Here is a 24,133-nt window from a genome sequence, read left to right as displayed (position 1 = left end):
GGCGCCCTTCGCCATGCCCGCAGCCGGTTCGGGAAACTCCCATCAACGATCTAGCCGCTCAGCGCCACCAGGAAGAGCACCAGAAGCAGGATGATGATGGCGATCAGCACCGCCGGCACCACCCATCCCTGCGACAGGATCGGGTCGTCGGCCTGCTGCCGCGGAGGGCTCGGGCGCTGCTGCCCCATGTTCGGCGGCGGCTGCGTCGGCATGCCGCGGTTGCCGTACATGGTGTTGGGACCGGTCGGCGGCGGACCGGGGGGCGGGCCGCCGGTCATGTTCGGGTTGGGGCCGGGCATCTGCGGACCCGGGGACATCGGCTGGCGGGGCGGGAACCCGCCCTGCTGGGGGCCCGTGGGCTGCGGAGCGTTCGGCGGAGGGCCCATCGCTGCGCCCTGGCCGCCGTAGCCGCCCGGGTAGGGCGTCTGCGGCCCGCTGGGCGCGGGTGTGACCGGGCCGCCCTGCACGGGCGGGGCGCCGGGACCGGGCATGGGCGTCTGCGGGCCGCTGAGCGGCCCCTCGGCGATGCGCTCACCCTCCTTGAGGGCGTCGTCGGTCGAGACGGTGCTCTCGTGGCCGAGCAGCCGCATCAGCAGCTCCTGGGCGGAGGGCCGGCGGGCGGGGTCCTTGTCCAGACAGGTCTGGACGATGCCCAGCAGCCAGTCCGGCAGCCCGCTCAGGCTGGGCGGCGCGCTGACCACGCGGTGCACGACGGCGGGGACGCTGTCGGTGCCGAAGGGCGCGTTGCCGGTGGAGGCGAACGCCATGACGCAGCCCCAGGCGAAGATGTCGACCTTCTCGGTGATCACCTTGCCCTCGATCTGCTCGGGCGCCATGTAGGACGGCGTGCCCACGATCGAGTTGGTCATGGTTGCGGTGCCGTCGGAGACGCGCGCGATCCCGAAGTCGATGACCCGCGGGCCGTCCGGGCCCAGCAGCACGTTGCCGGGCTTGAAGTCGCGGTGCACGATGCCGGCCTGGTGGATGGCGACGAGCGCGGTCGCGGTCGAGACCGCGAGGCGCTGCAGCCCCGCGCCCTTGTGCGGCCCCTTCTCGGCGACCACCTCCTGCAGCGACCTGCCGGGCACGTACTCGGAGACGACGTAGGGCGGGTCCTCGTCGAGCTGGGCGTCGTGGATGGCGGCGGTGCAGAACGAGGCCACCTTCTGCGCCGCGCGCACCTCCTTGGCGAAGCGCTTGCGGAGATCGTCGTCCTGGGACCACTGGTCGTTGAGGACCTTGATGGCGAACTCGTCGCCCTCGTCGTCGCGGCCGAGGTAGACAACACCCTGGCCGCCCTTCCCGAGGCGTCCGACCACGCTGTATCCACCGAACGAGGCGGGGTCGTTCGGCGACAGCGACTCGGGACCGGGCATCGATCTCCTCCAGATGCGGCCGTGGCTGGCGCTAGCGCACGACCAGCGTATGGGTTGGGGGCTCATCGCCATAGGCGAGGGCTACATACACAGTGACGTAATCGATTAGAGCGATCAAACCGGCAATCCGTTCCAATGCGCCCGCTTCGGAAGCGGAGAACTCGGTCACGCCGACGCCCCGCTCACGGGCCGCATCGGCGGCGGCGTCCAGGTCGCGCGCGGCGGCCGGCTCCTCCTCCGGGTCGCGCAGCAGGACCAGCCGGACCGACACGGGGCCGCCCTCGACCGGGTCGTCGAAGATCGACCGCGGGCCGGTGCCGCCGAACGGCCCGTCGACGACGGCGATCGGGCCGTCGAGCAGTCCGGGCGCCCGGCTGCAGAGCGCAGGATAACCGGCCACCGAGGCGCTCCGGGAAGCCAGATAGCCGGCCGCGGCAGTGGTGGCGGGGGTGGCCCCGCACACGAGCGGAACGCTGCCGGCGATGTCCAGTGCGGCGGTCTTGGCCTCGTTCGCCCAGGTCTCGACGGTGGGACCGTAGTCGGCCGCGGCCTGTTCCAGCCGCACGGCGGCGGCCTCGTAGGCGGCGTCGGGCGGAGCGGTGAGCCCGACCCTCTCGGCGGCCGTCAGCAGCGCCGCGGCCGGCTCCCACACCGCGTCGGGAGGCCCTCCGACCTGAGGAAGCGTCACCGCGGGCGCGCGGGCCTGCTCGGCCACCGCGGCGAGCGGGTTGTCGCGCGGTCCCACCGCGAGGAAGCGGCAGCCGCGCCGCACCGCCTCGGCGGCGCACTCGCGCACCCACGCGGGAATCTGGCCGATTGTGGACGCGGCCGCCACGACGAGGTCGTGGCCGCCCACCCAGCCGGGCAGCCGGTAGTCCCGGACCGTCACGACGGGGACGGGGCAGCCCGGCCCGAGCACGGCCGCCAGCACGTCGCCCGCGAGACCGGCCGCGCCGGCGCCCACGACGACGAGGGAGCGCGGCCGCCCCTCGCTGGACAGCGCGTCCAGCGGGGCCTCGGCCGCCGCACCGCGCGCCGCCCGCAGCCGCGCCGCCGCCGACGCTGTCGCGCGCAGCGCCTCGGCGCCGGCTCGGGGGTCGTCCAGCCGCAGCTCGTCGGGTTCGGCCGGCATCGGTTCCTTTCGCGGTGGTGCGGACGGACCCCGTCGGCGGAGGCGGGGCGGGGCCTCAGCCGATGGCGCGGGCCTCGTCGACCAGCAGCACCGGGATGCCGTCGCGGATGGGGTAGGCCAGGCCGCTCTCGTCGCAGACCAGTTCGCCGGCCTCCTCGTCGAGCCGCAGCGGCGCCTTGCTCTTGGGGCAGGCCAGGATCTCCAGCAGCCAGTCGTCGATCTTCGCGGTCATCGCCGTCTTCCCGTCAGGTGGTCGTGGTGCGCCGGGCGCCGGCTCAGGCGCGCACGATGGCGAGCACGTCGTCGCGCAGCTTCGCCATCGCCGCGGAGTCGGCGGCCTCGACGTTAAGCCGCAGCAGCGGCTCGGTGTTGGATGCGCGCAGGTTGAACCAGGAGCCGTCGGCCAGGGTGACCGACAGGCCGTCGAGGTGGTCGACCTGCGCGGCACCGGCGTAGGCCCGCTCCACGGCCTCCATGCGCCCCTGCTGGTCGGCGACCTCGGAGTTGACCTCGCCCGAGGCCGCGTAGCGGGTGTACTCGGCGGTGATCTCCGAGAGCGGGCGGGGGTCGGAGCCGAGCACACGCAGCACGTGCATCGCCGCGAGCATACCGGTGTCGGCTCGCCAGAAGTCGCGGAAGTAGTAGTGGGCGGAGTGCTCGCCGCCGAAGATCGCCCCGGTCTCGGCCATCGTCGCCTTGATGAAGGAGTGGCCCACCCGGGTGCGCACCGGCTCGCCGCCGTGCTCGCGCACGATCTCGGGCACCGACTGGGAGGTGATCAGGTTGTGGATGATCGACGAGCCGGGCTCCTTGGCCAGCTCCTGCACCGCGACCAGCGCGGTGATGGCCGACGGCGGCACGGGCTCGCCGCGCTCGTCCACCACGAAGCACCGGTCGGCGTCGCCGTCGAAGGCCAGCCCGATGTCCGCGCCGGTCTCGCGCACCCGGGCCTGCAGGTCGACGAGGTTGTCGTAGTCGAGCGGGTTGGCGGGGTGGTTGGGGAAGGTGCCGTCCAGCTCGAAGTACAGCGGGTCGATCGCCAGCGGCAGCTCGCCCAGGCGCTCGGTGCCCAGCACGGCGGGCACGGTGTAGCCGCCCATGCCGTTGCCCGCGTCGACGACGGCCCGCAGCGGCCTGCTGCCGGACAGGTCGACCAGGGAGCGCAGGTAGCGGGCGTAGTCGGTGAGCAGGTCGCGCTCGGTGACGGAGCCGCGGGGGCCCTCGGCCTCGGGCACGCCCCGCTCGGCCAGGGCGCGGATCTCGGCCAGCCCGCTCTCGGAGCCGACCGGGGAGGCACCGGCCCGGCACATCTTGATGCCGTTGTACCTGGCGGGGTTGTGGCTGGCGGTGAACATGGCGCCGGGCATGTCGAGCCGCCCGGCCGCGAAGTAGAGCATGTCGGTCGAGCCCAGCCCGGCCATGACCACGTCGACGCCCTGGCCCGTCACGCCTTCGGCGAAGGCGGCGGCCAGTTCGGGCGAGGAGGGCCGCATGTCGTAGGCCACCACCGCCGACGGACCGCCGACCGTGCGGGCGAACGCCGCGCCGATCGCGCGCGCCGTGGCGGCGTCGAGGGTGTCGGGGAAGACGCCCCGCACGTCGTAGGCCTTGAAGATGTCGCCTAGGTCACCCACACGCTGCTCCGGATTCGGTAGTGATCGGGGATTTCGGTCTCCGCCGCGCCGCCGTCGCGGCCGCGGGCGGGCGCCGTCCACGTCGCTCCCAAGTTACCAAGGGGGCGGGGGGTGCGGGCGCGGGCGGTGCCGCGGGGGTCAGGCGTCGCGGCCGGGCCGCGCGGAGTGCTGCGACGAGGGGGGCTCGTGCTGGTGGGACTCGGACTTGACCACCCGCAGGTGGCCGCGTCTGTTGGTCTCGACGCCCTGGCCGACGGGGCTGTCGGCGGCCGGCGGGCGGGCGGCCTCGCGCACGGCGTCGGCGAGCGCCTCCAGGTCGTCGCTGCCGGGGCCGGCGCCGGAGGACTCGGCCGGCAGCCGCACGACCTCCCAGCCGCGGGGCGCCGTGAGCCGCTCGGCGTGCATGGCGCACAGGTCGTAGCAGTGCGGCTCGGCGTAGGCGGCGAGGGGACCGAGCACGGCCGTGGAATCGGCGTAAACATAAGTGAGCGTGAAGACTGCAGGCTGCCGGCACGCGGTGCGCGAGCAGCGTCGTACGACGCTCACGAGGACCGACTTTATGCCCTTCCAACGCCGCACGCCAGCATCGCCCCGCTGTGCCCGGCCTTCCGGGAAGCCGGGGAACCGCGCGTGTGTCGGCCCGCGGGGGCTGCATCCGGGCGGCGGATGGCATACTCTCGAACCGTGCGACGAGTGCACCTTGATAGGGCTCAAGCCGACCGAGTACGACGTCGAGACCGGCGCGGGCGAGGGGTCCGCGGACCCCTGGCGCCGCCTGAGCTCCCCATGAGCCGCAGCCGGGCGCATGTCTTCGACGATCTGGTCCTCGATGCCGTGGAGCGGTTGGAGCGCCACTGGGCGCGAGAGCTCGCCAACGTGGAGTTCCTGGTCGAGGACGTCCCCCGGGTGCCCCGCGGGGTCACGGCCGAGGACGGCATCCCCTTCTCGCGGCTGGAGGCCGCCAAGAACGGGCAGGCGCGCATCATCGTCTACCGCAGGCCGGTCGAGATCCGCACGCGCGAGCCCGAGGAGATGGCCCTGCTCGTCTACGACAGCGTGGTCGAGGAGGTCGCCAACCTGCTCGGGCTGGAGCCGGAGACCGTCGACCCCGAGACCTGACCGGCGCGCCGGCCGGGCGCCCTCAGGGGCGGGTGTCGGGCACGACGGACAGCGCCACCCAACGCCCGTCGGACGTGCGGCACTCCCAGGTGACCGGCTCGCCGTTGCCCAGCCGCAGCTCGGCGAACCACTCGCGGACCACCGGGACCGACTGGCTGGCGACGCCCCGCTGGTACTCGGCGTAGCGTCCGCGCAGCCAGCGCGCCGCCGCGAAGGCGCTGTCGTAGGTGCCGGCGTAGCGTTCCCGCGCCTGGCCCGCCTGCTCGTAGCCGTTGTAGTGCATGGGGCTCCCTCGGACCCGCGGGCCCGCCCCCCGGCGCCCGCGCGCCCCGTCCCGCGGAGCAATGATGGCACCGCGCCGCCCGCATGTCCCCCCGGTGTCCGGCCCCGGCCGCTGCCGGGGCCGGAGCCGAAGTCCGCGAACCGGAGTGGACCGGCGCCGGCCGGCTACTCCACGAGCGCCGTGAGGGAGTCCTCCACCGCGGGCAGGGCCACCTCGGCGGGCGCCGGCACCAGGGGCTGGACGGAGGTCGCGGTCTCGCCGCCGCTCTCCTGGGTGAGCACCCGGCCGGCGTAGACGGGAACGTCCCCCTGGATCCGCACGATGAAGGCGTGGGCGCCGTCGGGTGCGGGCAGCTCGGCCGTGGCGGTGCGGTCGGCACCGATTTCCGTGCGGAGCGCCTCGCCGTCGGCGGAGCCGTCCTCGGCGACCGGCGTCACGACGGCCGTGGCAGGCCGCTCCAGCGCGGTGAAGACCAGGCGCGAGGCGGTCCCCTCGGGGTTGGCGGGCACCACCGCCCTGCCGTCGAGCGGGCCCTGCAGCGGTTCGGCGGCGGCCGAGTAGGCGGTGTCGTCGCCGTCGTCGCGCGTGGTCGCCACGCCCGCCACGACCGGGCCGTCGGCCTCCACCACGGCGGCGGCCGCCTTGTCGCCCATCAGGCCCTCCAGGCTGAGGAAGGCGCCCGCGGCCGGCGGGACGCTCAGGTCGGCGAGGCTCTTGTGCTCGACCCGCCCGTCGTCGGTGTACAGGCGCACCTGGGCGGTGACGGCGCGGTCACCGGGGGCGGCGACGAGCAGGTGCTTGGTGCCGCCGCCCGGCGGGACGGCCGGGATGACGTGGGTCCGGGCGGGCTCGGCCGTGGGCGGAACCCAGTCCTGCCCGCTGCCGCCGCGGTCGGCGAAGAGCGATGCCGCGACCCGCCCGGAGTTCGTACGCACGTGCACCACGGCGGTCCGGCTGCCCTGGACCAGGTCGGTCAGCTGCACCTCGGTGCCGCCGTGCGGCTCGACGGCGATGCCGCGGGTCTCCTCCGAGTAGACGGGGCCGTCGGCGATGTAGACGTCGACGTTGGCGGTCGCCTGGTCGCCGTCGGGGTTGGCCAGCAGCAGGCGCAGCTCCTCCAGCGCCGTGCCCCCCGGTGCGGCGAACCAGGTGCTGATGCCCGGCTCGGCGCAGCGCACCTCGGTGGCATAGGCGCCGTCCTCTCCGACGGTGGTCTGGGCGACCTCCAGGCCGGCTGCGGCGGCGCCCCGAGCCGAGACGACGGTGTGCCGGTCGGAGCCGCCGGTGTCGGCGCTCCACAGCTGTCCGGCCTCGGCCGGCTCGCCCACCTCGGGCGCGTCCGCGGAGTTCTCGACGGCCGAAAGCCGGCCGCCGCTGCCGCCCTCGTCGGGGCCGACCGCGAACGCCGCCGCCTGCGAGGCGCGGTCGTCGCCCTGCGGAGGGGGGCACATCCGCATCGACGACTGCACGGGCGCGGTGTCCGGGGACTCCGCGCCCCCGGGGGCGGCGCCGACCGAGCGGGTGGCGACGGCCACGCCGAACAGCGCGGTCAGCGCGATCAGCACCAGCCCCAGCAGCGCGAAGCGGTTCTCGACGATCAGCCTCACCGGTCGCTCCCCTCGCTTCCGGCGCTGTCGGCGCCGCCCGTGTTCTCCGCGCCCCGCCCGCCGGCGCGGCGCATCCCGCGGGCCCGGTGGCCGCGAGTGGCCCCGCGGGTGCCGGTGGAGCCGCGCAGCCCGGCCAGGGCCGGCCGGCGCGGCCGGGGCGCCGGCTGGGACTCCTCCTCGCGCAGGTCCTCCTCGGTGCGCACACCGGGCAGCGCGAAGACGGCCACCAGGACCAGCAGAGCGCCCTGGGCGGCCAGCCACGTCCTGCGCAGCGGGTCGTCCTTGTCCAGGCGGAGCCGTCCGCTGTCGGCGGGCAGCGCGAAGGTCGTCAGTCCCCTGCGGTCGGCGCCGGCCGTCAGCGCCTCGCCGTCGAGGGTGGCGCTCCAGCCCGTCCCGGCGGGCTCGGCGAGGACCAGGGTGCGCCCGCCGGAGCCGGAGGGGACCCGGTAGGCCCCCTCGCCGCGCCGCTGGAGCACGGCGGGCTCGCCGTCGCCGGTGACCCGCAGCCGCCCGGTGGGCTCGTCCAGGCGCCACAGGCCGAACCGATCGGTCAGCAGGACCCGGGACACGCCGGGCACCCCGTCGAGCGTGTCGACGGGGGTGGTGGAGGCGCCGTCCGACGCCGGCGGGCGCGGCATGAGGACGTACCCGATGCCCAACCGGGCCAGCTCGCCGGCCTGGTCGCCGCCCTGCCCGGCGATCAGGCCGGCCGCGGTTTCGTCCAGGGCGTCGCGGACGCCTTCGGCCGCGGGGATCTGCCCCTCGCCGATGCGGGGCTCGCGCCCGCGCAGGACGGCGTAGCGCACCGGCCCCTCGGACTCGGGCGAGACCACGAGGGTGCGGGCGCCGCGGGCGTCGGAGCTGATGGCCGTGAGCATGCCGGGGATCTCGGGACCGCCCTGGCCGGTCAGCGGCCCCTGGGCGCCGTTCCACATCCACACTCCGGCGGCGCACACGGGCGTGGTCAGGGCCAGGGCGGCGGCGCCGGCGACGAAGGCGCGGCGCGGACCGCCCATCGACCACATCACGCCGAAGGAGCGGGCGGTGGTGGCCGCCGACAGCAGCATCGCGGTCGCGGCGAAGGCCAGCGCGACGCCGGGCCAGGCGGGTGCGCTCGGGCCGCCGTACCAGGGCTCGACGGGCACGCGGCTGATGACGATCGCGACGAGGATGCCGAACAGCGCGACGCTCCAGCCCACGGCGATCTGCATGCGGTACCGCAGGAGCAGCAGCGCGAACAGGGCGGCGGCGAGGAAGCCGGCGGTGACCCACACCGGCGGGCTGCCGGGCCCGCCGGGCGAGAGCATGAGCAGCTGCTCGGCGCTGGGAGGCGGCGAGGAGAGCTCCGGCCGGTGCAGCCCCGCCTCCAGCAGCCACAGGGAGGGGTGCAGGAACAGCTCAAGGGACCAGGGCAGCAGTAGGACCAGCGGCACGCACAGCGCGATGGCGAGGCTGGCGTGGAGGCGGCGGCCCAGGTGGCCGAAGGCGACCGCCACCAGCACCCCGGTGACCAGCGCCAGGAGCCACAGCAGCGGCACGAAGGCGGTGCCGACGGCGATGAACAGGGCCAGCGCCCAGGCCGTGCGGCGCGACTGGCGCGGCGGCAGTGTGAGCAGCCGGGTGAGCAGGATGCCGAGCACGGGCAGCAGCGCGTGCACCACCGCCGTGCCCAGCCGCCCCTGGGCCACCGCTCCGGTGGCCATGGGGAGCAGGGCATAGGAGCCGGCCATCCACACCTGAGCCGGGCGGTAGTCGAGCACGCGCCGCGCGAGCAGGTAGGCGGTGAACCCGGCGAGCGGCACGCAGCCCAGCAGGATGACGCTGACCGCCAGCCACGGCTTGCCCAGCAGCAGCGTCGACAGCAGCGCCAGCACCCCGACGTACGGCGGCGCCGGGGCGCCCGCGCCCGCCCCTACCTCGGGCCGGCCGGTGAGGTAGAGGCTCCACAGGTCGGCGGCTCCGCCGGTGACGGGCGGCAGCGCGCCGCCCGACAGCTCGGCTCCGAACAGCAGCGAGCGCTCGGCGACCAGGGTGACCACGGCGAGGGTGGCCACCAGCAGCACACCGGGGCTGCGCAGGGCGCGCATCAGAATGCTGTGGTCGTCGTCGAGCGGGTCCTCGTCGTCGCGCGGCGGCGCGGTGACCGCCTGGTGGCGGCCGGGGCTGTCCAGGCCCGGCGTTCCTGCGACCAGGTTCGACACCGCGTCGGTGAACTGCCGCAGCGCCACGCCGCGGGCGAGGAACGGGCGGATGGCGCTGTAGGTGCGCTTGCGGTTGCGGCGGCGCCGCACGCGGGCGCGCAGGAGCCGGAAGGGCATCAGGTACACGGCGCTGATGGCCACGGCCTCGTCGAACGCGTTGGCCGGCTGCTTGGCCGCGATGTACATCAGCACCCGCAGCAGCGACGCGAAGGTGTTGCGCACGAACGCGGCGAGCATGCCCCCCAGGGGCAGGTTGGCCAGCAGCACGAAGATCGCGTTGCGGCGGTCCAGGCGGCGGGGGTGGTCGGCGGCCGCGCTGATGCGCCTGCGGCGGCGCGCAGCGGCTTCGGCGTGGTAGGCGACCGCGTCGGTGACGATCAGGACGCGGTGGCCCGCGCTGCCGGCGCGCCAGCAGAAGTCGATGTCGTCGCGGAAGACGGGCAGGGTGCGGTCGAATCCGTCGAGCTGGTCCCACACGTCGCGGCGGACGAGCATGCCCGCGCTGGAGACGGCCAGGACCGCGCGTGTGCCGTCGTGCTGGCCGTGGTCGAACTCGCGCGCCTCCAGCCCGGTCTCGCGGCGCCCGGCGCCGTCGATGGTCACCCCGGCTTCCACGAGAAGGCGGCGGTCGAACCAGTCGCGCAGCTTGGGCCCGAGCACGGCGGCGCGGGGGTCGTCGTTGGCGGCCAGCAGCAGGTGCTGCAGCGCATCGGGGTCGGGCGTGCAGTCGTCGTGGACCAGCCAGACCCATTCGGTGGCGTCGGGGGCGGCCCCGGGGAACTCCGCGCGGGCGCGCGGCAGGTCGAGGGCGGCGCGCACGGCGTCACCGAAGCCGGTGGAGCGGTCCGGTGTGGTGATGGCGTCGGGCGCGATGAAGTCGGCGAGGATGCGGCCGCTGCGGTCGCGGCTTCCGGTGTCGACACCGATGACACGCTGTACCGGCCGTGACTGCTCGCGGACGGCTTCCAGCGTCTCCGGCAGCCAGCGTGCGCCGTCGTGGGTGACGATGACGGCTGTGACGATGTGGCGAGCCGGGTCCAGAGGTAGCACGGCTGGGCTTCGCTCTCGGGGGTTCGAGGTCGGGATGCGGCGACCGGGTCGCGGTCGCCTGCTGACGGCAGAACACCTTACGCCACCTGCGGGCGCTTACGTGCCGATATCTTCCGCTACGGGCTGCGCCTTAGCACTCGTCCGGTAAAGCGCGGATAAAAAACGCGCGCCCCGGGCAAAAACCCAGGGCACGCGTCAGCGATGCCGGAGGCGGTCACAGCATGTCGGCGAGGAAATCGAAATCCTGGCCGGCCGCTTTCTTGAGCCGCCGCCGCTCGCGTTCGGAGAGTCCCCCCCAGATGCCGAAGCGCTCATCGTGCTCCAGCGCGTATTCCAGACACTCCGCCCGCACCTCGCAAGACAGGCAGACCTTCTTCGCCTCGCGCGTCGAGCCGCCCTTCTCGGGGAAGAACGCCTCGGGGTCGGTCTGCGCGCACAGTGCGCGCTCCTGCCAGCCCAGATCTTCATCTGAACCGTGCGCCAGCGGGATGACCTCGCTCATGCGCACCTCCTATTGCCCCCCTAGATGTACCCTCCCTTTCGACCCCCGGGAGGGTGGAATCACACCTGGAAATTACACGCGTGAGACTCGCTATACGTCAAGCGCGCTGCGTGGTAATCCCCTGAATATCATGTAACAAACGACCGCCGGGCGTCTACCCGTCCGGGTCGGCTTCAGCGGATTACCACGCAATTGTGGGGCTGCGGAGGGCGCAATGCGCCGGCGGGCGCGGGCTCAGCGCCGGTCGTCGTCGCGGTACCACCCCTGGTTCTCGGTCCCCTCGGCGCCCTGCTGGCCGTAGGGCGTGCCGTAGACGGGGTCGATGGCCGCCGTCTGGTCGGTGGCGGTCTCGTCGGTGAAGAACGGCTCGAGCGGGGTTTCGCGTCGCGGCTCGGCCGGCGCCTCGGGCTGCTGCTGTTCGGCGGGTTGCTGGTACCAGCCGTACTGTATTGCGTCCTGGGCGGCCTTCTCCCCCTCGCTGCCGGGCTGCGGCGCGTACTGGGCGGGGTCGTAGGGCGAGCTGTAGGCCGACTGGCCGCCGGTGCCCGCGGCGTAGGGCTGCTGCTCGCCCGTGCCGGTGCCGTAGCCGGGGTGGCCGCCGGCCGCGTAGGGCTGCTGGCCGCCGCTGCCGGCACCGTAGGCCGGCTGGCCGCCCGTGCCGTAGGCGGGCTGGCCGCCGCTGCCGGTGGCGTAGGGCTGCTGGCCCCCCGTGCCGTAGGGCTGCTGGCCGTAGGCGTCGTAGCCGGGCTGGTAGCCCTGGCCGTAGGCGGCCTGGCCGCCGGTCTGCCCGTAGGAGGGCTGCCCGCCGGTCGGGTCGTAGGAGGGCTGGACGGGCTGGTAGGGGTCCTGGCCGGCGCCGGTCTGGGGGTAGGCGGCGCCCTGGCCCTGCCAGGTCGGCGTGTAGGGCTGCTGGCCCCCGCTGCCCGCGCCGTAGGCCGGCTGGCCCGCCGGGTCCGGGGAGTAGGCCTGCCCCGCCGCCGGGTCGGTGCCGTAGGGCTGCTGCGCGCCGTAGGCCGGCTGGCCCATCGGGTCCGGGGAGTAGCCCTGCCCCGCCACCGGGTCGGTGCCGTAGGGCGGCTGGGCCGCCGGCTGCTGGGCGCCGTAGCCGTAGGCCGTCGACGGGTCGCCCGCGTAGGTCTGCTGCTGGTTGGGGTCGTAGGCGCCCGGCTGCGCGGGTGCGGCGCCGTAGGGCTGCTGGCCGGCCCAGTCCTGCTGCTGGGGCTGCTGGTAGGCGGTCTGGCCGCCGGTGGGGTAGCCGGGCTGGGCGAACGCCTGCTGGCTGCCGGTCTGCGGGGCGAAGGACTGCTGCGCACCGGTCTGCGGCGGGAATCCGGGACCGCCCATCGGCATGCCCTGCTGAGGGGGAGCCGAGCGCGGGACCAGTTCGTGGTCGCCGAACACCCGCAGCATGAACAGCCCGGCGAAGGCGGTCACGGCCAGCTGGCCGCCGACCGCGAGGAGCGAGGTGAAGCCGTCGGCGAGCTCACGGCTCTCGTTGGCGTCGACGAAGCCCATGACGATGCCCACGAGGCCCATCAGGGCGGCGAAGCCGGTCATGATCAGTGCGGTGAGCACCACGGGGAAGTTCACCGACGTCTTGACGGGGGCGGTGGCCACCAGGGCGACCGCACCGGCGAGCAGCCCCACCAGCAGCGGGCCGTGCAGCAGTTCGGTGCCCACACTGGTGAAGTTGGCGGCGGCCGTGGCGTCGTATGTGCTTCCGTGGCCGAAGATGAAGATGACGCCGCCGAGCATGTGTGCGGCCACCGCACCGAGCAGCGCCCAGGCAGCGGGCACCCGCAGGCGGTTGAGTGCTTCGTTGTTCAAGAGAGGTTCCCCTCCGGTGCTTCGCCGCCGCGTCACTCGCGCCGGTGGAAGCTTCGCGTTTCAACGGATTGTCACGCTCGGTCCGCCCGGCGGCGATGCGGGGTCGCCGGGCCGGGGAGCGCTGCATTGTGGGGGTCGCCACCGCGGACGGGCACCGCGCCGGTCGGGCCCGAGCCTACGGTGTCGTCGCGCCGGAACCACCGCGCCGCGACCCGGACCGCGAGCTGCGCGCCCGGGCTCCGGTGCACCCGGACCGGTGTCCGGGGTGGTGCCGGGTGTGCCTGCCGCCCTCGGGCCACCGCCCCGGCTCGGGGCGCCGTGCACCGCGGGCTCGCCCTTCGCCGCCCGCGGCCCGGCCGGGACGCTGTGCGCCTCGGTCGTCTGCTCCCCGCAGGGGCGGAGAGTATGGCACATACACCGGAACAGCCTGCCAGACTTGGGCGCATGCGGATAGTCGTACCGGCAGGCGGTATCGGGGGCGCGCGCTTCCTGCGCGGGCTGAAGAAGGAGCTCGGGGTCGGTTCCGATCCCGTCGGCGAGGAACCGGCGATCACGGTCATCGGAAACACGGGGGACGACATCACCCTGTTCGGACTGCGGATCTGTCCGGATCTGGACACTGTGATGTATACCCTGGGCGGAGGGATCAACGAGGAGCAGGGCTGGGGGCGGGCCGACGAGTCCTTCACCGTCAAGGAGGAGCTCGCCGCCTACGGGATGCAGCCCACCTGGTTCGGCCTGGGCGACCGGGACGTCGCCACCCACATCGTCCGCGCGCAGATGATGGCGGCGGGCTACCCCCTTTCCGCGGTCACCGAGGCGCTGTGCGACCGGTGGCGCCCGGGCTTGCGCGTGCTGCCCATGACCGACGACCGCGTCGAGACCCACGTGGTCCTCGACGACGAGGCCGGCGGCCGCCGCGCCGTCCACTTCCAGGAGTGGTGGATCCGGCACCGCGCCGCCCTGCCCGCCCGCGAGATCGTCGGCGTGGGCGCCGAGGACGCCACTCCCGCGCCCGGCGTGCTGGAGGCGATCGAGCAGGCCGACGCCGTCCTGCTGCCGCCCTCCAACCCGGTCGTCAGCATCGGCTCGGTGCTGAGCGTGCCGGGTGTCCGCGAGGCCCTGGAGCGCGCCACCGTGGTGGGCGTGTCCCCGATCATCGGCGGCGCGCCGGTGCGCGGGATGGCCGACGCCTGCCTGCAGGCGATCGGGGTGGAGACCAGCGCCCGGGCGGTGGCCGAGCACTACGGCCCCGAGCTGCTGGACGGCTGGCTGGTGGACGAGGCCGACGAGGGAGCGGCCGTGGACGGCATCGCCGTGCGCTCGCTGCCGCTCTACATGAGCGACCCCGAGGCGACGGCCGCGATCGCCCGGGCCGCCCTCGACCTCGCGGCGGAGCTGAAGGAGCAGCGGGCATGAACGACACTCCGGCCGGGGAGCTGAGCGTCCTCGCCGTCAAGGGCCTTCCGCAGGTCGGCCCCGGCGACGACCTCGCGGCTCTGATCGCCGAGGCGGCGCCCGACCTGCGCGACGGCGACGTCCTGGTCGTGACGTCCAAGATCGTCAGCAAGGCCGAGGGGCGCATCGCCGAGACCGACCGCGAGTCCGCGATCGACGCCGAGACCGAGCGCGTCGTGGCACGCCGCGGACCCACCCGCATCGTGCAGACCCGTACCGGACTGGTGATGGCGGCCGCGGGGGTCGACGCCTCCAACGTCGAGCCGGGGCGCGTGCTGCTGCTGCCCGAGGACCCCGACGCCTCGGCGCGCGCGCTCCGCGCCGGACTGCGCGAGCGCCTGGGCGTTCGCGCGGCCGTGGTCCTCAGCGACACTTTCGGGCGGCCCTGGCGGGTCGGGCAGACCGACGTCGCCGTGGGCGCCGCGGGGATCGGCGCGCTGCGGGACCTGCGCGGCGGCAAGGACGCCTACGGCAACGTGCTGGAGTCGACCCTGCTCGCCCTCGCCGACGAGGTCGCCGGTGCCGGCGAGCTGGTCAAGGGCAAGGCCGCGGGCGTACCCGTTGCGGTAGTGCGCGGGCTCGGGCACCTGGTCACCGACGAGGACGGCCCGGGCGCCGCCGAGCTGGTGCGCCCCGCCGACGAGGACATGTTCCGCTACGGCTCGCGCGACGTGGTGCCCGCACGCCGCACGGTCCGCGACTTCACCGGCGACCCGGTCGACCCCGCGGCGGTGCGCCGGGCCGTGGCCGCCGCGGTCACGGCGCCCGCGCCGCACCACACCACGCCGTGGCGCTTCGTCCTGGTCGAGTCGCCGCAGGCGCGGACCCGGCTGCTGGACGACATGCTCGCAGCCTGGGTGGCCGACCTGGTGCGCGACGGCTTCAGCGAGGAGCAGATCGTGCGCCGCACCCGCCGCGGCGATGTGCTGCGCCGCGCGCCCTACCTGGTGGTGCCCTGCCTGGTCGCCGACGGCGCCCACCCCTATCCCGACGAGCGCAGGGCCGCGGCCGAGCGGTCGATGTTCCTCGTGGCCATGGGGGCCGGGGTGCAGAACCTGCTGGTGGGCCTGGCCATGGAGGGGCTGGGCTCGGCGTGGGTCTCCTCGACGATGTTCTGCCCCGACGTGGTGCGCTCGGTGCTCGGGCTGCCGCCCGACTGGCAGCCGATGGGCGCGGTGGCCGTGGGCCACGCGGCCGAGCGCCCCAAGGACCGCCCGCCGCGCGACCCGGAGGCGTTCGTCCAGGTCCGCTGAGCGGCGGTACGCCCGGCAGGCACGCTCCGGGTGCGCGTCGAAGGCGCGCGCCCGGAACGACGTTTTTCGGTGGGTATCTCGACAGATTCGGAAACCCTGTGTTTCACTCTGGTTTCGCCGGGTATCCAGAAACGGTATGGGAGCGCTCCCGAACACCCGGATGTCCCCCACCGGAACTACGGAGAACGCGAAATGCAAGCATCTGCTCACGCCGCCCCTCGGCGTGTCCTCACCGTCCTCGCCGCCCTGGCAGGCGCTCTGGCGTGCATGCTGCCGCTGGCCAACGGCGCCCTCGCACACGGCTCGATCCTCGACCCGGCCACCCGCAACTACGGCTGCTACGAGCGCTGGGGCGACGACCACCTGAACGAGGCCATGGCGCAGGAAGACCCGATGTGCTGGCAAGCATGGCAGGACAACCCCAACGCCATGTGGAACTGGAACGGCCTCTACCAGAACAACGTCAACGGCAACCACCGGGCCGCCGTCCCCAGCGGCACCCTGTGCAGCGGCGGCAACGCTGAGAACGGCCGCTACTCCTCGATGGACACACCGGGCGAGTGGAAGACGACCGACATCAGCAACAACTTCACCCTCCAGTTCTACGACCAGGCTTCGCACGGCGCCGACTACTTCCGGATCTACGTCAGCAAGGACAGCTACGACCCCACCAGCCAGCGGCTGGGCTGGGAGCACCTCGACCTGGTCAAGGAGACCGGCAGCTACGCGCCGACCCAGAACATCGACATCCCGGTCAACACCTCCGGGTACTCCGGCCGCCACGTGGTCTTCACGATCTGGAAGGCCTCCCACATGGACCAGAACTACTACTTCTGCAGCGACGTGAACTTCACCTGAGCCGACGGCACCCGCCGTACAGCGTCGCCATCGGGCCCCGCCGGACGCGCCCCGCGCATCCGGCGGGGCCCTCGCACGCCGCAGGCCGCCCGCCCACCTCGCGCCGGGACCGCGTGATCGGGGCCCGGTCAGGCGCCGGCCGTCCCCGCCTGGGCCTGGGGTTCGAAGTGGCCGCGCAGCAAACGCTCGCGCTCCTCGTCGGTGGACAGCGGGCACGTCGCGCACCGCTGGCCGGAGAAGCGGTAGTAGAAGCAGCAGCCGCCCGCGACCATGAACATCCGCTCGGGCCGGTGCTGCGGGCGCCCGGCCAGAGCCACCGGGAACGGGCGCTGGCGCGGCGCGACCCGCGAGCGGTCGAGGTTGAGGCACTCCACCATGCGGCGGGCGCGCTCCCAGGCCGCGGCCTGGTCGGCGCCGACCTCCTCCGAGGCGAGCAGGAGCGCCGCGTGCAGGGCGTCGGCGACCATGCTCCACTGCGGGCGCAGCCCGAAGCGGGTCGTGGCGCGCACGGCGTGCACGGCCGGTTCGAGGACGGCGGCGGCGGAGCCGACGAACCAGCGGTCCAGTTCGCGCTCGGACTCCACGGTCACCGTGTCGGGGCGCCCGGCCATGGGGTCTCCGGGCAGCACGGCGGCGTCGGACCGGCGCAGGGCCAGGCGGTCCAGTCGCCCTCCCTCCATGCGGCGCACCCACAGCAGGTGGGGCTCCAGGCGCGGCGCGCGGCCCGTGAGGTAGGCGGACATGGCCGCCAGGGTGAGCACCTGGCGTCCCAGGTCGGCGGCGAGGAAGGCCGACGCGGAGATGCGGTGGCCCTGGCAGGACGCCTCCGTGAGGCGGTCCAGGAGTTCGGGGACGCGCTCGGGGACCCGGTCCAGCCGCACCCACTCGGCGCCTCGGGGCTCGGGGTCGCGCGCACTCAGCAGGTCGGTCTTGAAGTACAGGTCGCGCTCGTTGACCCAGTCGACGACCCCGGAGAGCGGATGGCTGCCCGGCATCAGACCCCCTTCGCGACTCGGCGCGTCGGCCGTTGTCGGCAGTCGGCGCCGGACTTCTCCGGCATCGATAGGTAAGCCTATCCTCATACCGGTCGTCCGTGTCCAGCGGGGCGGCCCGCCCGCCCGGCGGCACGGGCCCGCGGGGCCGCGGGGCCGCGCGGGGCCGCGTGGACTACCGTGGCAGGTGAGACGCGGGCGCGAGGAGGCCGCCGAGTACGGTCGGCGCCGGTGCCGGCAGGCGCCCGCGGCCGACCGGCCGCTAGGGAAGGGACGCGCGTGGGCAAGCGACTTGTGCTGTGGGACGTCGACCAGACTCTGCTCGACATCGGGCGCCTGGGGGCCGACATCTTCGCCACGTCCTTCGCCGACTGCAGCGGGCTGACCGGGCACACCGCCACCCGCGGCCCCGGGCGCACCGACTGGCTGGCGTTCGACGAGACCTGCCTGGCCAACGGCGTCGACCCCGCCGAGGAGGCCTTCCGGCGCTTCGCCGCGGCCCAGGAGGCCGGCGTCGAGGCACGCTACGCCGAGATCGCCCGCTTCGGCCGGGTGCTGCCGGGGGTCCCGGAGATCCTGCGGCGCTGCGCGGAGCACCCCGACATCGTCTCGTCACTGCTGACGGGCAACACCCGGCGCACCGCGGAGCTGAAGCTCGCCGCGCTGGGACTGGACGGGCTCGTCGACACCGCCCTGGGCGGCTACGGCGACGACCGCAGGGACCGCCCCGAGCTCGTGGGCGTCGCGCGCGAGCGCGTCCAGCGGGCCACCGGCACCTCCTTCACCCCCGACACCACCGTGCTGGTCGGCGACACGCTCAACGACGTGCGGGCCGCGCAGCTCGGCGGCGCGCGCATCGTCGCCGTCGCAACGGGTACCGCCTCGGCAGCGGACCTGCGCGCGGCAGGCGCCGAGGCCGTGCTCGGCGACCTCTCCGACACCGAGGCGGTCCTGGCGGAGCTGCTGAGCTGACCACCGCGACGCCGCCGCGCCCCCTGGCCGCGGGCGCCCCGCCCCGCGCCGGACACCCGGCCCGACCGGCGGCCGACGCCTGCGAGGCGCCGTGTCCCGGAGGCGGACCGGCTATTCCGGTGCGCGCCGCGGGTTCTTGGGCGGCGCCGTCGTCGACACGCGGATCACCGTCGGCAGGGCCTCCCGGTCCAGCGCGGTCCGCAGGTCGGCCAGCGCCTCGGAGCGCACCCGCCGCCACAGGTCCGCGACATCGGCGTCGTCGTCGAGCGTGAGGTCCAGCCGCAGGTGCGGGGTGAGTGCGGAGTCGGTCACCCGCGCCCGCGCACGGCGCACGCCGTCGTAGCCGCCGACCGCCTCCTCGAAGGCTTCGCGGGCCGCGCCTTCGGTCATCTCGGTGGCGCCCCGCCCCGAGTCGGCCTCGACGACCAGCCGGTTCACGGTGCCGCTGCGGCCCTGGACGATCATCCAGCGCAGGGCGAGCAGCGCCGCCGGCACCGCGACGGCGACCACCCCGTAGGAGAGCAGCGTCCCGGCCGCACCCGAGGGCCAGGAGTACACTTCGGCGTCGGCGAGCCGGCGTCCGAGCAGGCCGCTGCCCGCGGCCAGCGCCAGGGCACCGGCCGCCGCCAGCGCCGCCCCGATCAGGACGAGCCCGCACCGGTTGCCGCGCGACGTCCTGCGCGCGGTGGATGCCGGAGTCTCGGTCATGCGCCCCTCACGCCTTCGTGTGCCGCACACTCGCGGTCACCTTGAACGCGCTGACGGGCTCCAGCTCCGCCAGCCGGCGGCCCACCGCCGCGGAGACCTCGCCGCGCAGCTCGGGCGCCTCGCGAAGATCGGTGCGCACCCGCACCCTGACCCGGCGCCGGCCCACCGTGACGCGGGCCGCACGCACCCCGCCGACCTCCTGGGCCGCGGCGGCCAGCGTGCGCTTGAGCCCCGAGCGCGACAGCCCCACCACCAGTTCGGGATCTGCGGTGCGCAGCGCGGTGAAGCGGCTTCGTCCGGGTACCAGCGCCACCGCGATGAGCACCAGGCCGGTCGCGGCGGCCACGGCGGAGGCCGTCTGCACGACGGGGTCGCTCCACCGCGCCGTCGCGGCGTGCTCGCCGGCGGCCGAGGTGACCGAGGTGCGCATGGGCGCGCCCGCAAGGGCCGAGGCGACCTCGACCGCGGCGAGTGCGGCGACTCCCAGGACCAGGGCGCCGACGATCAGCGCGGGCCAGGAGCGCCGCGGCCGGAAGGTGTGCACGGCCACGCGGCTCGCGCGCCGGGCGGCGGCCGGGTCCGGCCGGCTCAGCGCGTCCTCCACGGTTGTCATGGGTTCTCCCCCCTTCCTCGTCGGCGCACCGGTGGGCCGGGGCGTCCGGCCTCATACGGCGCGGCCGCCGCGCACCAGTTCCGCGATCTCGATGTCGACGCAGCGCACCGACATACCCGTCATCCGCTCGACCTCGGCGGCGGTGTGCTCCCGCACACGCCGCGAGGTCTCGCGGGCCGACCGCGGGTAGGCCACGGCGATGCGCAGGCGGAGCGTGGCGGTTCCCCCGTTGCCGGTGATCCGGACGCGCGCCCGCACCCGCCGGCGCCCGCGCCGCACTCCCCCGCCGAGTCCGGCCACGCCGGAGACCTCGGCGGCCGCGCGGGCCGCGATGGCGGCGACCGCGTCCTCGCCGATCACGGTCCGGCCGCGCTCCTCGGCCGGCGCGGGCTCTCCACTTGAGGCGGAGCGGTAGACGGGTGCAGCGGGTTCGGCGGTCACGGCCCGCACCCCGTTCCGCTCTTGGGCACCGGGCGGTCGGCGGCCGTCCTCATCCCCGCCGGGTGAACAGCTCCGCCAGGTCGATCTCCCCCTCGAACGCCCGGCCGACCAGGAACCCGATCGCGCCGAGCACCAGTACCAGGGCGAACGCCCCGAAGCCGCCGAAGGCGCCGGCCAGTCCCAGCACCACACCGAAGGCCAATCCCACGACGGGCCACATGTGCCTTCCCTTCCTGTTCGCCCCGCTCGGCGGCGCGCCGCCGCCGGCGCGCCGGCCCCCGTGCCGAGGCTCCGGCTCTGCCCGTCACCCGCGGCGGGCACGGACCGCAGACACCGCCGCGTCCCGGGGCGGCGCGCCGCCCCGGGACGCGGCGGCGCGGCGCGCCCTTGTGCGCAGCACACGGCGGAACGGCCGATCGGCCCCCGATGCGGACCGGCCGCCGACCGCCCGGCTGCGCAGGGCGGCGGGCGGGCGGGAGCGGAGCCCGCTGACCCCCGAGTCCGCAAGGCCCCGCTCCCGCCGGCGGAGGCGGGTGCGCCGTGTCAACCCGCTGCACGACCGCCCTCCTCCACGGCCCCGGCCGCGACCGCGTCCTCGACCGAGACGTGCACCCGGCCGCCGCCCCCGCGGACGGCCGCGTGCACGGCCTCGTGGACGCCGGCCGCGGTGTCGGGGATGGGGCGGCCGAGCGATACGACCACCCCCACCTCGACATCGCCACCGCGCACCGCGACCCCCTCGACGCGGCCGCCGGGCGCGGGTGTCGCCGTGGCGCCGAAAGGTCCCGGCGAAAGGCCGCGGACCCCGGGCACGGCCTGCACCCGCGCGCGGATCCGGCGCGCCAGGGCCGCGGGGTCGCGCTCCGCCGCCCCGGCGGGGCCCGGTGCCGGCGGGCTGTTGAGGCGGTCCGCGTCCATCGCCTACTCGACCCGCGGCTCGGAGTCGTCGGCGTCGCCGCTGTCGTCGTCGGGCAGGTGGATGTCGTCGATGGCGATGTTGACCTCGGTGACCTCCAGCCCGGTCATGTGCTCCACACCGGTGATCACGTTGCGCCGGACCGCGCCCGCAAGGTCGGGAATGGCCACGCCGTACTCGACCACCAGGTCGATGTCGACGGCGGCCTGGCGCTCCCCGACCTCGACGGCCACGCCCTGCGCCGCACTGCCGGTGTTCGCTCCGCCGGTGACGCGGTCGCGGACCGCGCCGAAGGCCCGCGCCGCGCCGCCGCCCATGCGGTAGACCCCGCCGACCTCGCGCGCGGCCATACCCGCGATCTTGGCGACGACGTTGTCGGCGATGGAGGTGCGCCCGCTACCGGTGACCAGGTCGCGGGATCCGCCGGTGCGCGCGGAGCCGCTCGGAGAACCCTCCCGCGCGCTCGGCACCGAGGATTCCGAGGTGGTTTCGGTCATTGTCTGCTCCCGTGGTCGGATCGACCGGCCGAGGCTGCGTCCGCGCCTCGCCGGGGTCCGGTGCGCCGCTGCGGCCGGGCCGCGGCGCATTCGCTGTTGTTCGGTCCACGCCGTCCACACGCCGTGGAGATGTCCCGCTTACACCCCTGTTCATGTGATCCGCGCCACATGAACACGCCCGCTGAACGGCTTTCACTCTAACGTTACCTAGAGTAATCGGCAATAACCGAAGCGTCACTGTAGCGCGTCGCGAATCGGCGGATGCGGGCGCGGCGCACGGCGGGACCGCAGACGAGGGGAGGGCGCGACACGGGCGCGCACGGCGGAGGAACAGCGGGCGGCGGCCGCCCGCTGCCGGCGTCAGCGGAAGACGACGGTGCGCTCGCCGTTGAGCAGGACGCGGCGCTCGGCGTGCCAGTTGACGGCGCGGGCCAGCGCCAGCGACTCCAGGTCGCGGCCGACGGCGGCGAGCTGCTCGGGGCTGTGCGTATGGTCGACCCGCGCGACCTCCTGCTCGATGATCGGCCCCTCGTCGAGGTCCGCGGTGACGTAGTGGGCGGTCGCGCCGATCAGCTTGACGCCGCGCGCGTGCGCCTGGTGGTAGGGGCGGGCCCCCTTGAAGCTGGGCAGGAAGGAGTGGTGGATGTTGATGATCCGCCCGGACATCTTCGCGCACAGCCCCTCGGAGAGGATCTGCATGTAGCGCGCCAGCACGACCAGGTCGACGTCGTAGGCGTCGACGAGCTCCAGCAGCCGGGCCTCCTGCTCGGCCTTGCTGCCCGCGCTCACCGGCAGGTGGTGGAAGTCCAGGTCGTAGGAGCGGGCCAGGAACTCCAGGTCGGGATGGTTGGAGACCACCGCGGCGATGTCGGCCTCCAGCAGGCCGCTGCGCCGGCGGTAGAGCAGGTCGTTGAGGCAGTGCCCGAACTTGGAGACCATCACCAGCATGCGCGGCCGGACGTCGCGGGGCCGCAGGTCCCACTCCATGTCGAAGTCGCCGGCCAGCGATGCGAACGCGCTGCGCAGCGCGTCCTCACCGGGGGCCGCCTCCTCGGCGGTGAACTGCGTGCGCAGGAAGAAGCGCCCGGAATAGGAGTCGCCGTACTGCTGGCTCTCGGTGATGTTGCACCCGTGCCCGGCCAGGAGGTTGGCCACACCCGCCACGATTCCTCGGGCGTCGGGGCAGGACAGGGTCAGTACGTACTCGCGTTCGCTCGAACCGGCGCTCATGGGTCGGCGTTCTCCCGGGATAGGCGGGCTGGTGGAGCCGGGACCACCAGAGTAGCCGGGGTTGGGAGGGGACCGTCCCCGGCGGCCCGCCCGGCCCCGGCGCGGCGCGGTCCGGCCGGAACCGGACACCCCGCGGCGCCCGCATTCCCGCCCCGAACATGAATGGCTTTCGGGTTCCTGTGGGATGCTCCGCACATGACGAGTACGACGAGCGTCCGCGAGTACTACGAAAAGGCGACGCGCGAACTCAGCGCCCCCTTCGCGATCGTCGACATGGCCGCCTTCCGCGCCAACGCCGCCGGCATCGCGCAGCGAGCGGCGGGCACGCCCGTCCGCGTCGTCAGCAAGTCGATCCGCTGCCGGCACCTGCTCCGCGAGGCGCTGGCCCGGCCGGGCTTCGCCGGTGTCATGGCCTTCACCCTGCCCGAGGCGCTGTGGCTGGCCGGCGGGGACTCCGGCGACCCCGTCAGCGACGACATCCTGGTCGCCTACCCCACCGCCGACACCCGCGCCCTCGCACGGCTGGCCGCCGACCCGCGGGCGGCGGGGCGCATCACCCTGATGGTGGACGACACCGCGCACCTGGACATGATCGAGGCCGCCGGGCCCGACCCCGCGCACCCGGTCCAGGTCTGCATCGACGTCGACACCAGCTGGCAGCCGCTCGGCCCCCGGCTGCGGATCGGCGCCCACCGCTCCCCCGTGCGCACACCCGCCCAGGCCGCGGCGCTGGCGCGGGCGATCACGGCCCGCCCCGGTCTGCGGCTGGACGGCATCATGGCCTATGAGGCGCAGATCGCCGGGGTGGGCGACGCACCGCCCGACCGCCCCCTGTACGGACGCACCCTGCGGTGGGTGCAGCACCGCTCCCGCATGGAGCTGGCCCGGCGCCGCGCCGCCGTAGTGCGCGCCGTGCGCGGCGTCGCCGACCTGCGCTTCGTCAACGGCGGCGGCACCGGCAGCGTGCACACCACGCGCCGCGAACGCGCCGTCACCGAGGTCGCAGCGGGATCGGGGTTCTACCAGCCGCGGCTCTTCGACCACTACACGGGCTTCTCCGGGCGACCGGCGGCGCTCTTCGCGCTCCCCGTGGTGCGCCGCCCCGGGCCCGGCGCGGCGACCGTGCTGGGCGGCGGCTACCTCGCCTCGGGCGCGCCCGACGCCGGCCGGCTGCCGCAGCCCTACCTGCCCGCCGGGCTGTCGTACAGCCCCGCGGAGGGCGCCGGCGAGGTGCAGACGCCGCTGCTGGGCGCCGCCGCCGACACGCTCGCCGTCGGCGACCTGGCCTGGTTCCGCCATGCCAAGGCGGGCGAGCTGTGCGAGCGGTTCTCGCACCTGCACCTGGTCGAGGGCCCCGAACCCGCCGAGGTCACCGCCGTGCCCACCTACCGGGGTGAGGGCCGTGCGTTCCTGTGAACGCGCAACGGCGCCCCGCGATGCGGAGCGCCGTTGCGGAGTCGGGGG

The 24,133-nt window shown here is 74.8% G+C and carries 24 protein-coding genes; 6 read left to right on the top strand and 18 right to left on the bottom strand.

Features of this window, described 5'->3' with window-relative positions:
* Nucleotides 1-50 precede the first annotated feature (50 nt).
* The 5 genes from ABEA15_RS18875 to ABEA15_RS18855 all read right to left on the bottom strand — a co-directional run bounded on the left by ABEA15_RS18875 (nt 51) and on the right by ABEA15_RS18855 (nt 4,688).
* Complete coding sequence (locus tag ABEA15_RS18875) at nt 51-1,376, bottom strand: serine/threonine-protein kinase (protein ID WP_344141662.1); 1,326 nt, start codon at nt 1,374-1,376, stop codon at nt 51-53.
* Between the two features lie 31 nt (nt 1,377-1,407).
* On the bottom strand, nt 1,408-2,508 hold the full coding sequence (locus ABEA15_RS18870; RefSeq protein ID WP_345557930.1) for an SIS domain-containing protein: 1,101 nt from the start codon (nt 2,506-2,508) through the stop codon (nt 1,408-1,410).
* 55 nt (nt 2,509-2,563) lie between these two features.
* Nucleotides 2,564-2,740, bottom strand: coding sequence for a Trm112 family protein (locus ABEA15_RS18865; RefSeq protein ID WP_155998242.1), 177 nt, complete (start codon nt 2,738-2,740; stop codon nt 2,564-2,566).
* 43 nt (nt 2,741-2,783) lie between these two features.
* Entirely contained in the window at nt 2,784-4,142 is a 1,359-nt protein-coding gene (locus ABEA15_RS18860) for a phosphomannomutase/phosphoglucomutase (protein WP_345557927.1), read from the bottom strand.
* 138 nt (nt 4,143-4,280) lie between these two features.
* Nucleotides 4,281-4,688: a DUF3499 domain-containing protein gene (locus tag ABEA15_RS18855; protein WP_344141667.1), complete on the bottom strand. Its 408-nt coding sequence runs from the start codon at nt 4,686-4,688 to the stop codon at nt 4,281-4,283.
* Between the two features lie 120 nt (nt 4,689-4,808).
* On the opposite strand from ABEA15_RS18855, the gene ABEA15_RS18850 reads away from it, so the two are divergent.
* The gene (locus ABEA15_RS18850; RefSeq protein WP_344141668.1) at nt 4,809-5,261 is read left to right on the top strand and encodes a metallopeptidase family protein; all 453 of its coding nucleotides are present in this window, start codon (nt 4,809-4,811) and stop codon (nt 5,259-5,261) included.
* A 22-nt stretch (nt 5,262-5,283) separates the two neighbouring features.
* Here the strand turns inward: ABEA15_RS18850 and ABEA15_RS18845 are convergent, their stop codons facing one another.
* The 5 genes from ABEA15_RS18845 to ABEA15_RS18825 form a co-directional block, all read right to left on the bottom strand.
* Nucleotides 5,284-5,544 (bottom strand): hypothetical protein, encoded by a 261-nt coding sequence (locus ABEA15_RS18845; protein ID WP_344141669.1) that lies wholly within the window; start codon nt 5,542-5,544, stop codon nt 5,284-5,286.
* A gap of 164 nt (nt 5,545-5,708) precedes the next feature.
* Nucleotides 5,709-7,151, bottom strand: a complete 1,443-nt coding sequence (locus ABEA15_RS18840) for a DUF5719 family protein (protein WP_345557925.1) — start codon at nt 7,149-7,151, stop codon at nt 5,709-5,711.
* The gene (locus ABEA15_RS18835) at nt 7,148-10,402 is read right to left on the bottom strand and encodes a glycosyltransferase (RefSeq protein ID WP_345557924.1); all 3,255 of its coding nucleotides are present in this window, start codon (nt 10,400-10,402) and stop codon (nt 7,148-7,150) included. The genes ABEA15_RS18840 and ABEA15_RS18835 overlap by 4 nt, the downstream gene beginning before the upstream one ends.
* A 214-nt stretch (nt 10,403-10,616) precedes the next feature.
* Nucleotides 10,617-10,904 carry a WhiB family transcriptional regulator gene (locus ABEA15_RS18830; RefSeq protein ID WP_311544036.1) on the bottom strand — a complete coding sequence of 96 codons (288 nt, stop codon included), beginning with the start codon at nt 10,902-10,904 and terminating at the stop codon, nt 10,617-10,619.
* 234 nt (nt 10,905-11,138) lie between these two features.
* A complete protein-coding gene (locus ABEA15_RS18825; protein ID WP_345557923.1) occupies nt 11,139-12,731 on the bottom strand; it encodes a DUF308 domain-containing protein in 1,593 nt (530 codons plus the stop codon).
* A 444-nt stretch (nt 12,732-13,175) separates the two neighbouring features.
* Here ABEA15_RS18825 and cofD point away from each other — a divergent pair, with 444 nt between their 5' ends.
* From cofD to ABEA15_RS18810, 3 genes are all read left to right on the top strand, one after another.
* Entirely contained in the window at nt 13,176-14,150 is a 975-nt protein-coding gene (cofD, locus tag ABEA15_RS18820) for a 2-phospho-L-lactate transferase (RefSeq protein ID WP_345557922.1), read from the top strand.
* Nucleotides 14,147-15,442: a coenzyme F420-0:L-glutamate ligase gene (locus ABEA15_RS18815; protein ID WP_344141675.1), complete on the top strand. Its 1,296-nt coding sequence runs from the start codon at nt 14,147-14,149 to the stop codon at nt 15,440-15,442. The genes cofD and ABEA15_RS18815 overlap by 4 nt, the downstream gene beginning before the upstream one ends.
* A 192-nt stretch (nt 15,443-15,634) precedes the next feature.
* Nucleotides 15,635-16,300, top strand: a complete 666-nt coding sequence (locus ABEA15_RS18810; protein ID WP_344141677.1) for a lytic polysaccharide monooxygenase auxiliary activity family 9 protein — start codon at nt 15,635-15,637, stop codon at nt 16,298-16,300.
* 128 nt (nt 16,301-16,428) lie between these two features.
* Here ABEA15_RS18810 and ABEA15_RS18805 read toward each other — a convergent pair whose 3' ends face one another.
* Nucleotides 16,429-17,295 (bottom strand): hypothetical protein, encoded by an 867-nt coding sequence (locus ABEA15_RS18805; protein ID WP_345557920.1) that lies wholly within the window; start codon nt 17,293-17,295, stop codon nt 16,429-16,431.
* 276 nt (nt 17,296-17,571) lie between these two features.
* Here ABEA15_RS18805 and ABEA15_RS18800 point away from each other — a divergent pair, with 276 nt between their 5' ends.
* Nucleotides 17,572-18,264 carry an HAD family hydrolase gene (locus tag ABEA15_RS18800; protein WP_345557918.1) on the top strand — a complete coding sequence of 231 codons (693 nt, stop codon included), beginning with the start codon at nt 17,572-17,574 and terminating at the stop codon, nt 18,262-18,264.
* A 111-nt stretch (nt 18,265-18,375) separates the two neighbouring features.
* Here ABEA15_RS18800 and ABEA15_RS18795 read toward each other — a convergent pair whose 3' ends face one another.
* The 7 genes from ABEA15_RS18795 to purU form a co-directional block, all read right to left on the bottom strand.
* The gene (locus ABEA15_RS18795; protein WP_345557916.1) at nt 18,376-18,972 is read right to left on the bottom strand and encodes an alkaline shock response membrane anchor protein AmaP; all 597 of its coding nucleotides are present in this window, start codon (nt 18,970-18,972) and stop codon (nt 18,376-18,378) included.
* A gap of 7 nt (nt 18,973-18,979) precedes the next feature.
* Nucleotides 18,980-19,585: a DUF6286 domain-containing protein gene (locus ABEA15_RS18790; protein ID WP_345557915.1), complete on the bottom strand. Its 606-nt coding sequence runs from the start codon at nt 19,583-19,585 to the stop codon at nt 18,980-18,982.
* 51 nt (nt 19,586-19,636) lie between these two features.
* Nucleotides 19,637-20,026, bottom strand: coding sequence for an Asp23/Gls24 family envelope stress response protein (locus tag ABEA15_RS18785; RefSeq protein WP_345557913.1), 390 nt, complete (start codon nt 20,024-20,026; stop codon nt 19,637-19,639).
* A gap of 49 nt (nt 20,027-20,075) precedes the next feature.
* Entirely contained in the window at nt 20,076-20,246 is a 171-nt protein-coding gene (locus tag ABEA15_RS18780) for a hypothetical protein (RefSeq protein ID WP_344141684.1), read from the bottom strand.
* A gap of 323 nt (nt 20,247-20,569) precedes the next feature.
* Nucleotides 20,570-20,944, bottom strand: a complete 375-nt coding sequence (locus ABEA15_RS18775) for a hypothetical protein (RefSeq protein ID WP_345557911.1) — start codon at nt 20,942-20,944, stop codon at nt 20,570-20,572.
* A gap of 3 nt (nt 20,945-20,947) precedes the next feature.
* Nucleotides 20,948-21,439, bottom strand: coding sequence for an Asp23/Gls24 family envelope stress response protein (locus ABEA15_RS18770; protein WP_344141686.1), 492 nt, complete (start codon nt 21,437-21,439; stop codon nt 20,948-20,950).
* A 360-nt stretch (nt 21,440-21,799) separates the two neighbouring features.
* A complete protein-coding gene (purU, locus tag ABEA15_RS18765) occupies nt 21,800-22,669 on the bottom strand; it encodes a formyltetrahydrofolate deformylase (RefSeq protein ID WP_345557909.1) in 870 nt (289 codons plus the stop codon).
* 195 nt (nt 22,670-22,864) lie between these two features.
* On the opposite strand from purU, the gene ABEA15_RS18760 reads away from it, so the two are divergent.
* Nucleotides 22,865-24,085, top strand: a complete 1,221-nt coding sequence (locus ABEA15_RS18760) for an amino acid deaminase/aldolase (RefSeq protein ID WP_345557907.1) — start codon at nt 22,865-22,867, stop codon at nt 24,083-24,085.
* Nucleotides 24,086-24,133: the final 48 nt, after the last annotated feature.

The sequence above is a fragment of the Streptomonospora halophila genome (assembly GCF_039542725.1).
GTDB lineage: Bacteria > Actinomycetota > Actinomycetes > Streptosporangiales > Streptosporangiaceae > Streptomonospora > Streptomonospora halophila.
This window is presented reverse-complemented; position numbering and strand designations above follow the sequence as displayed.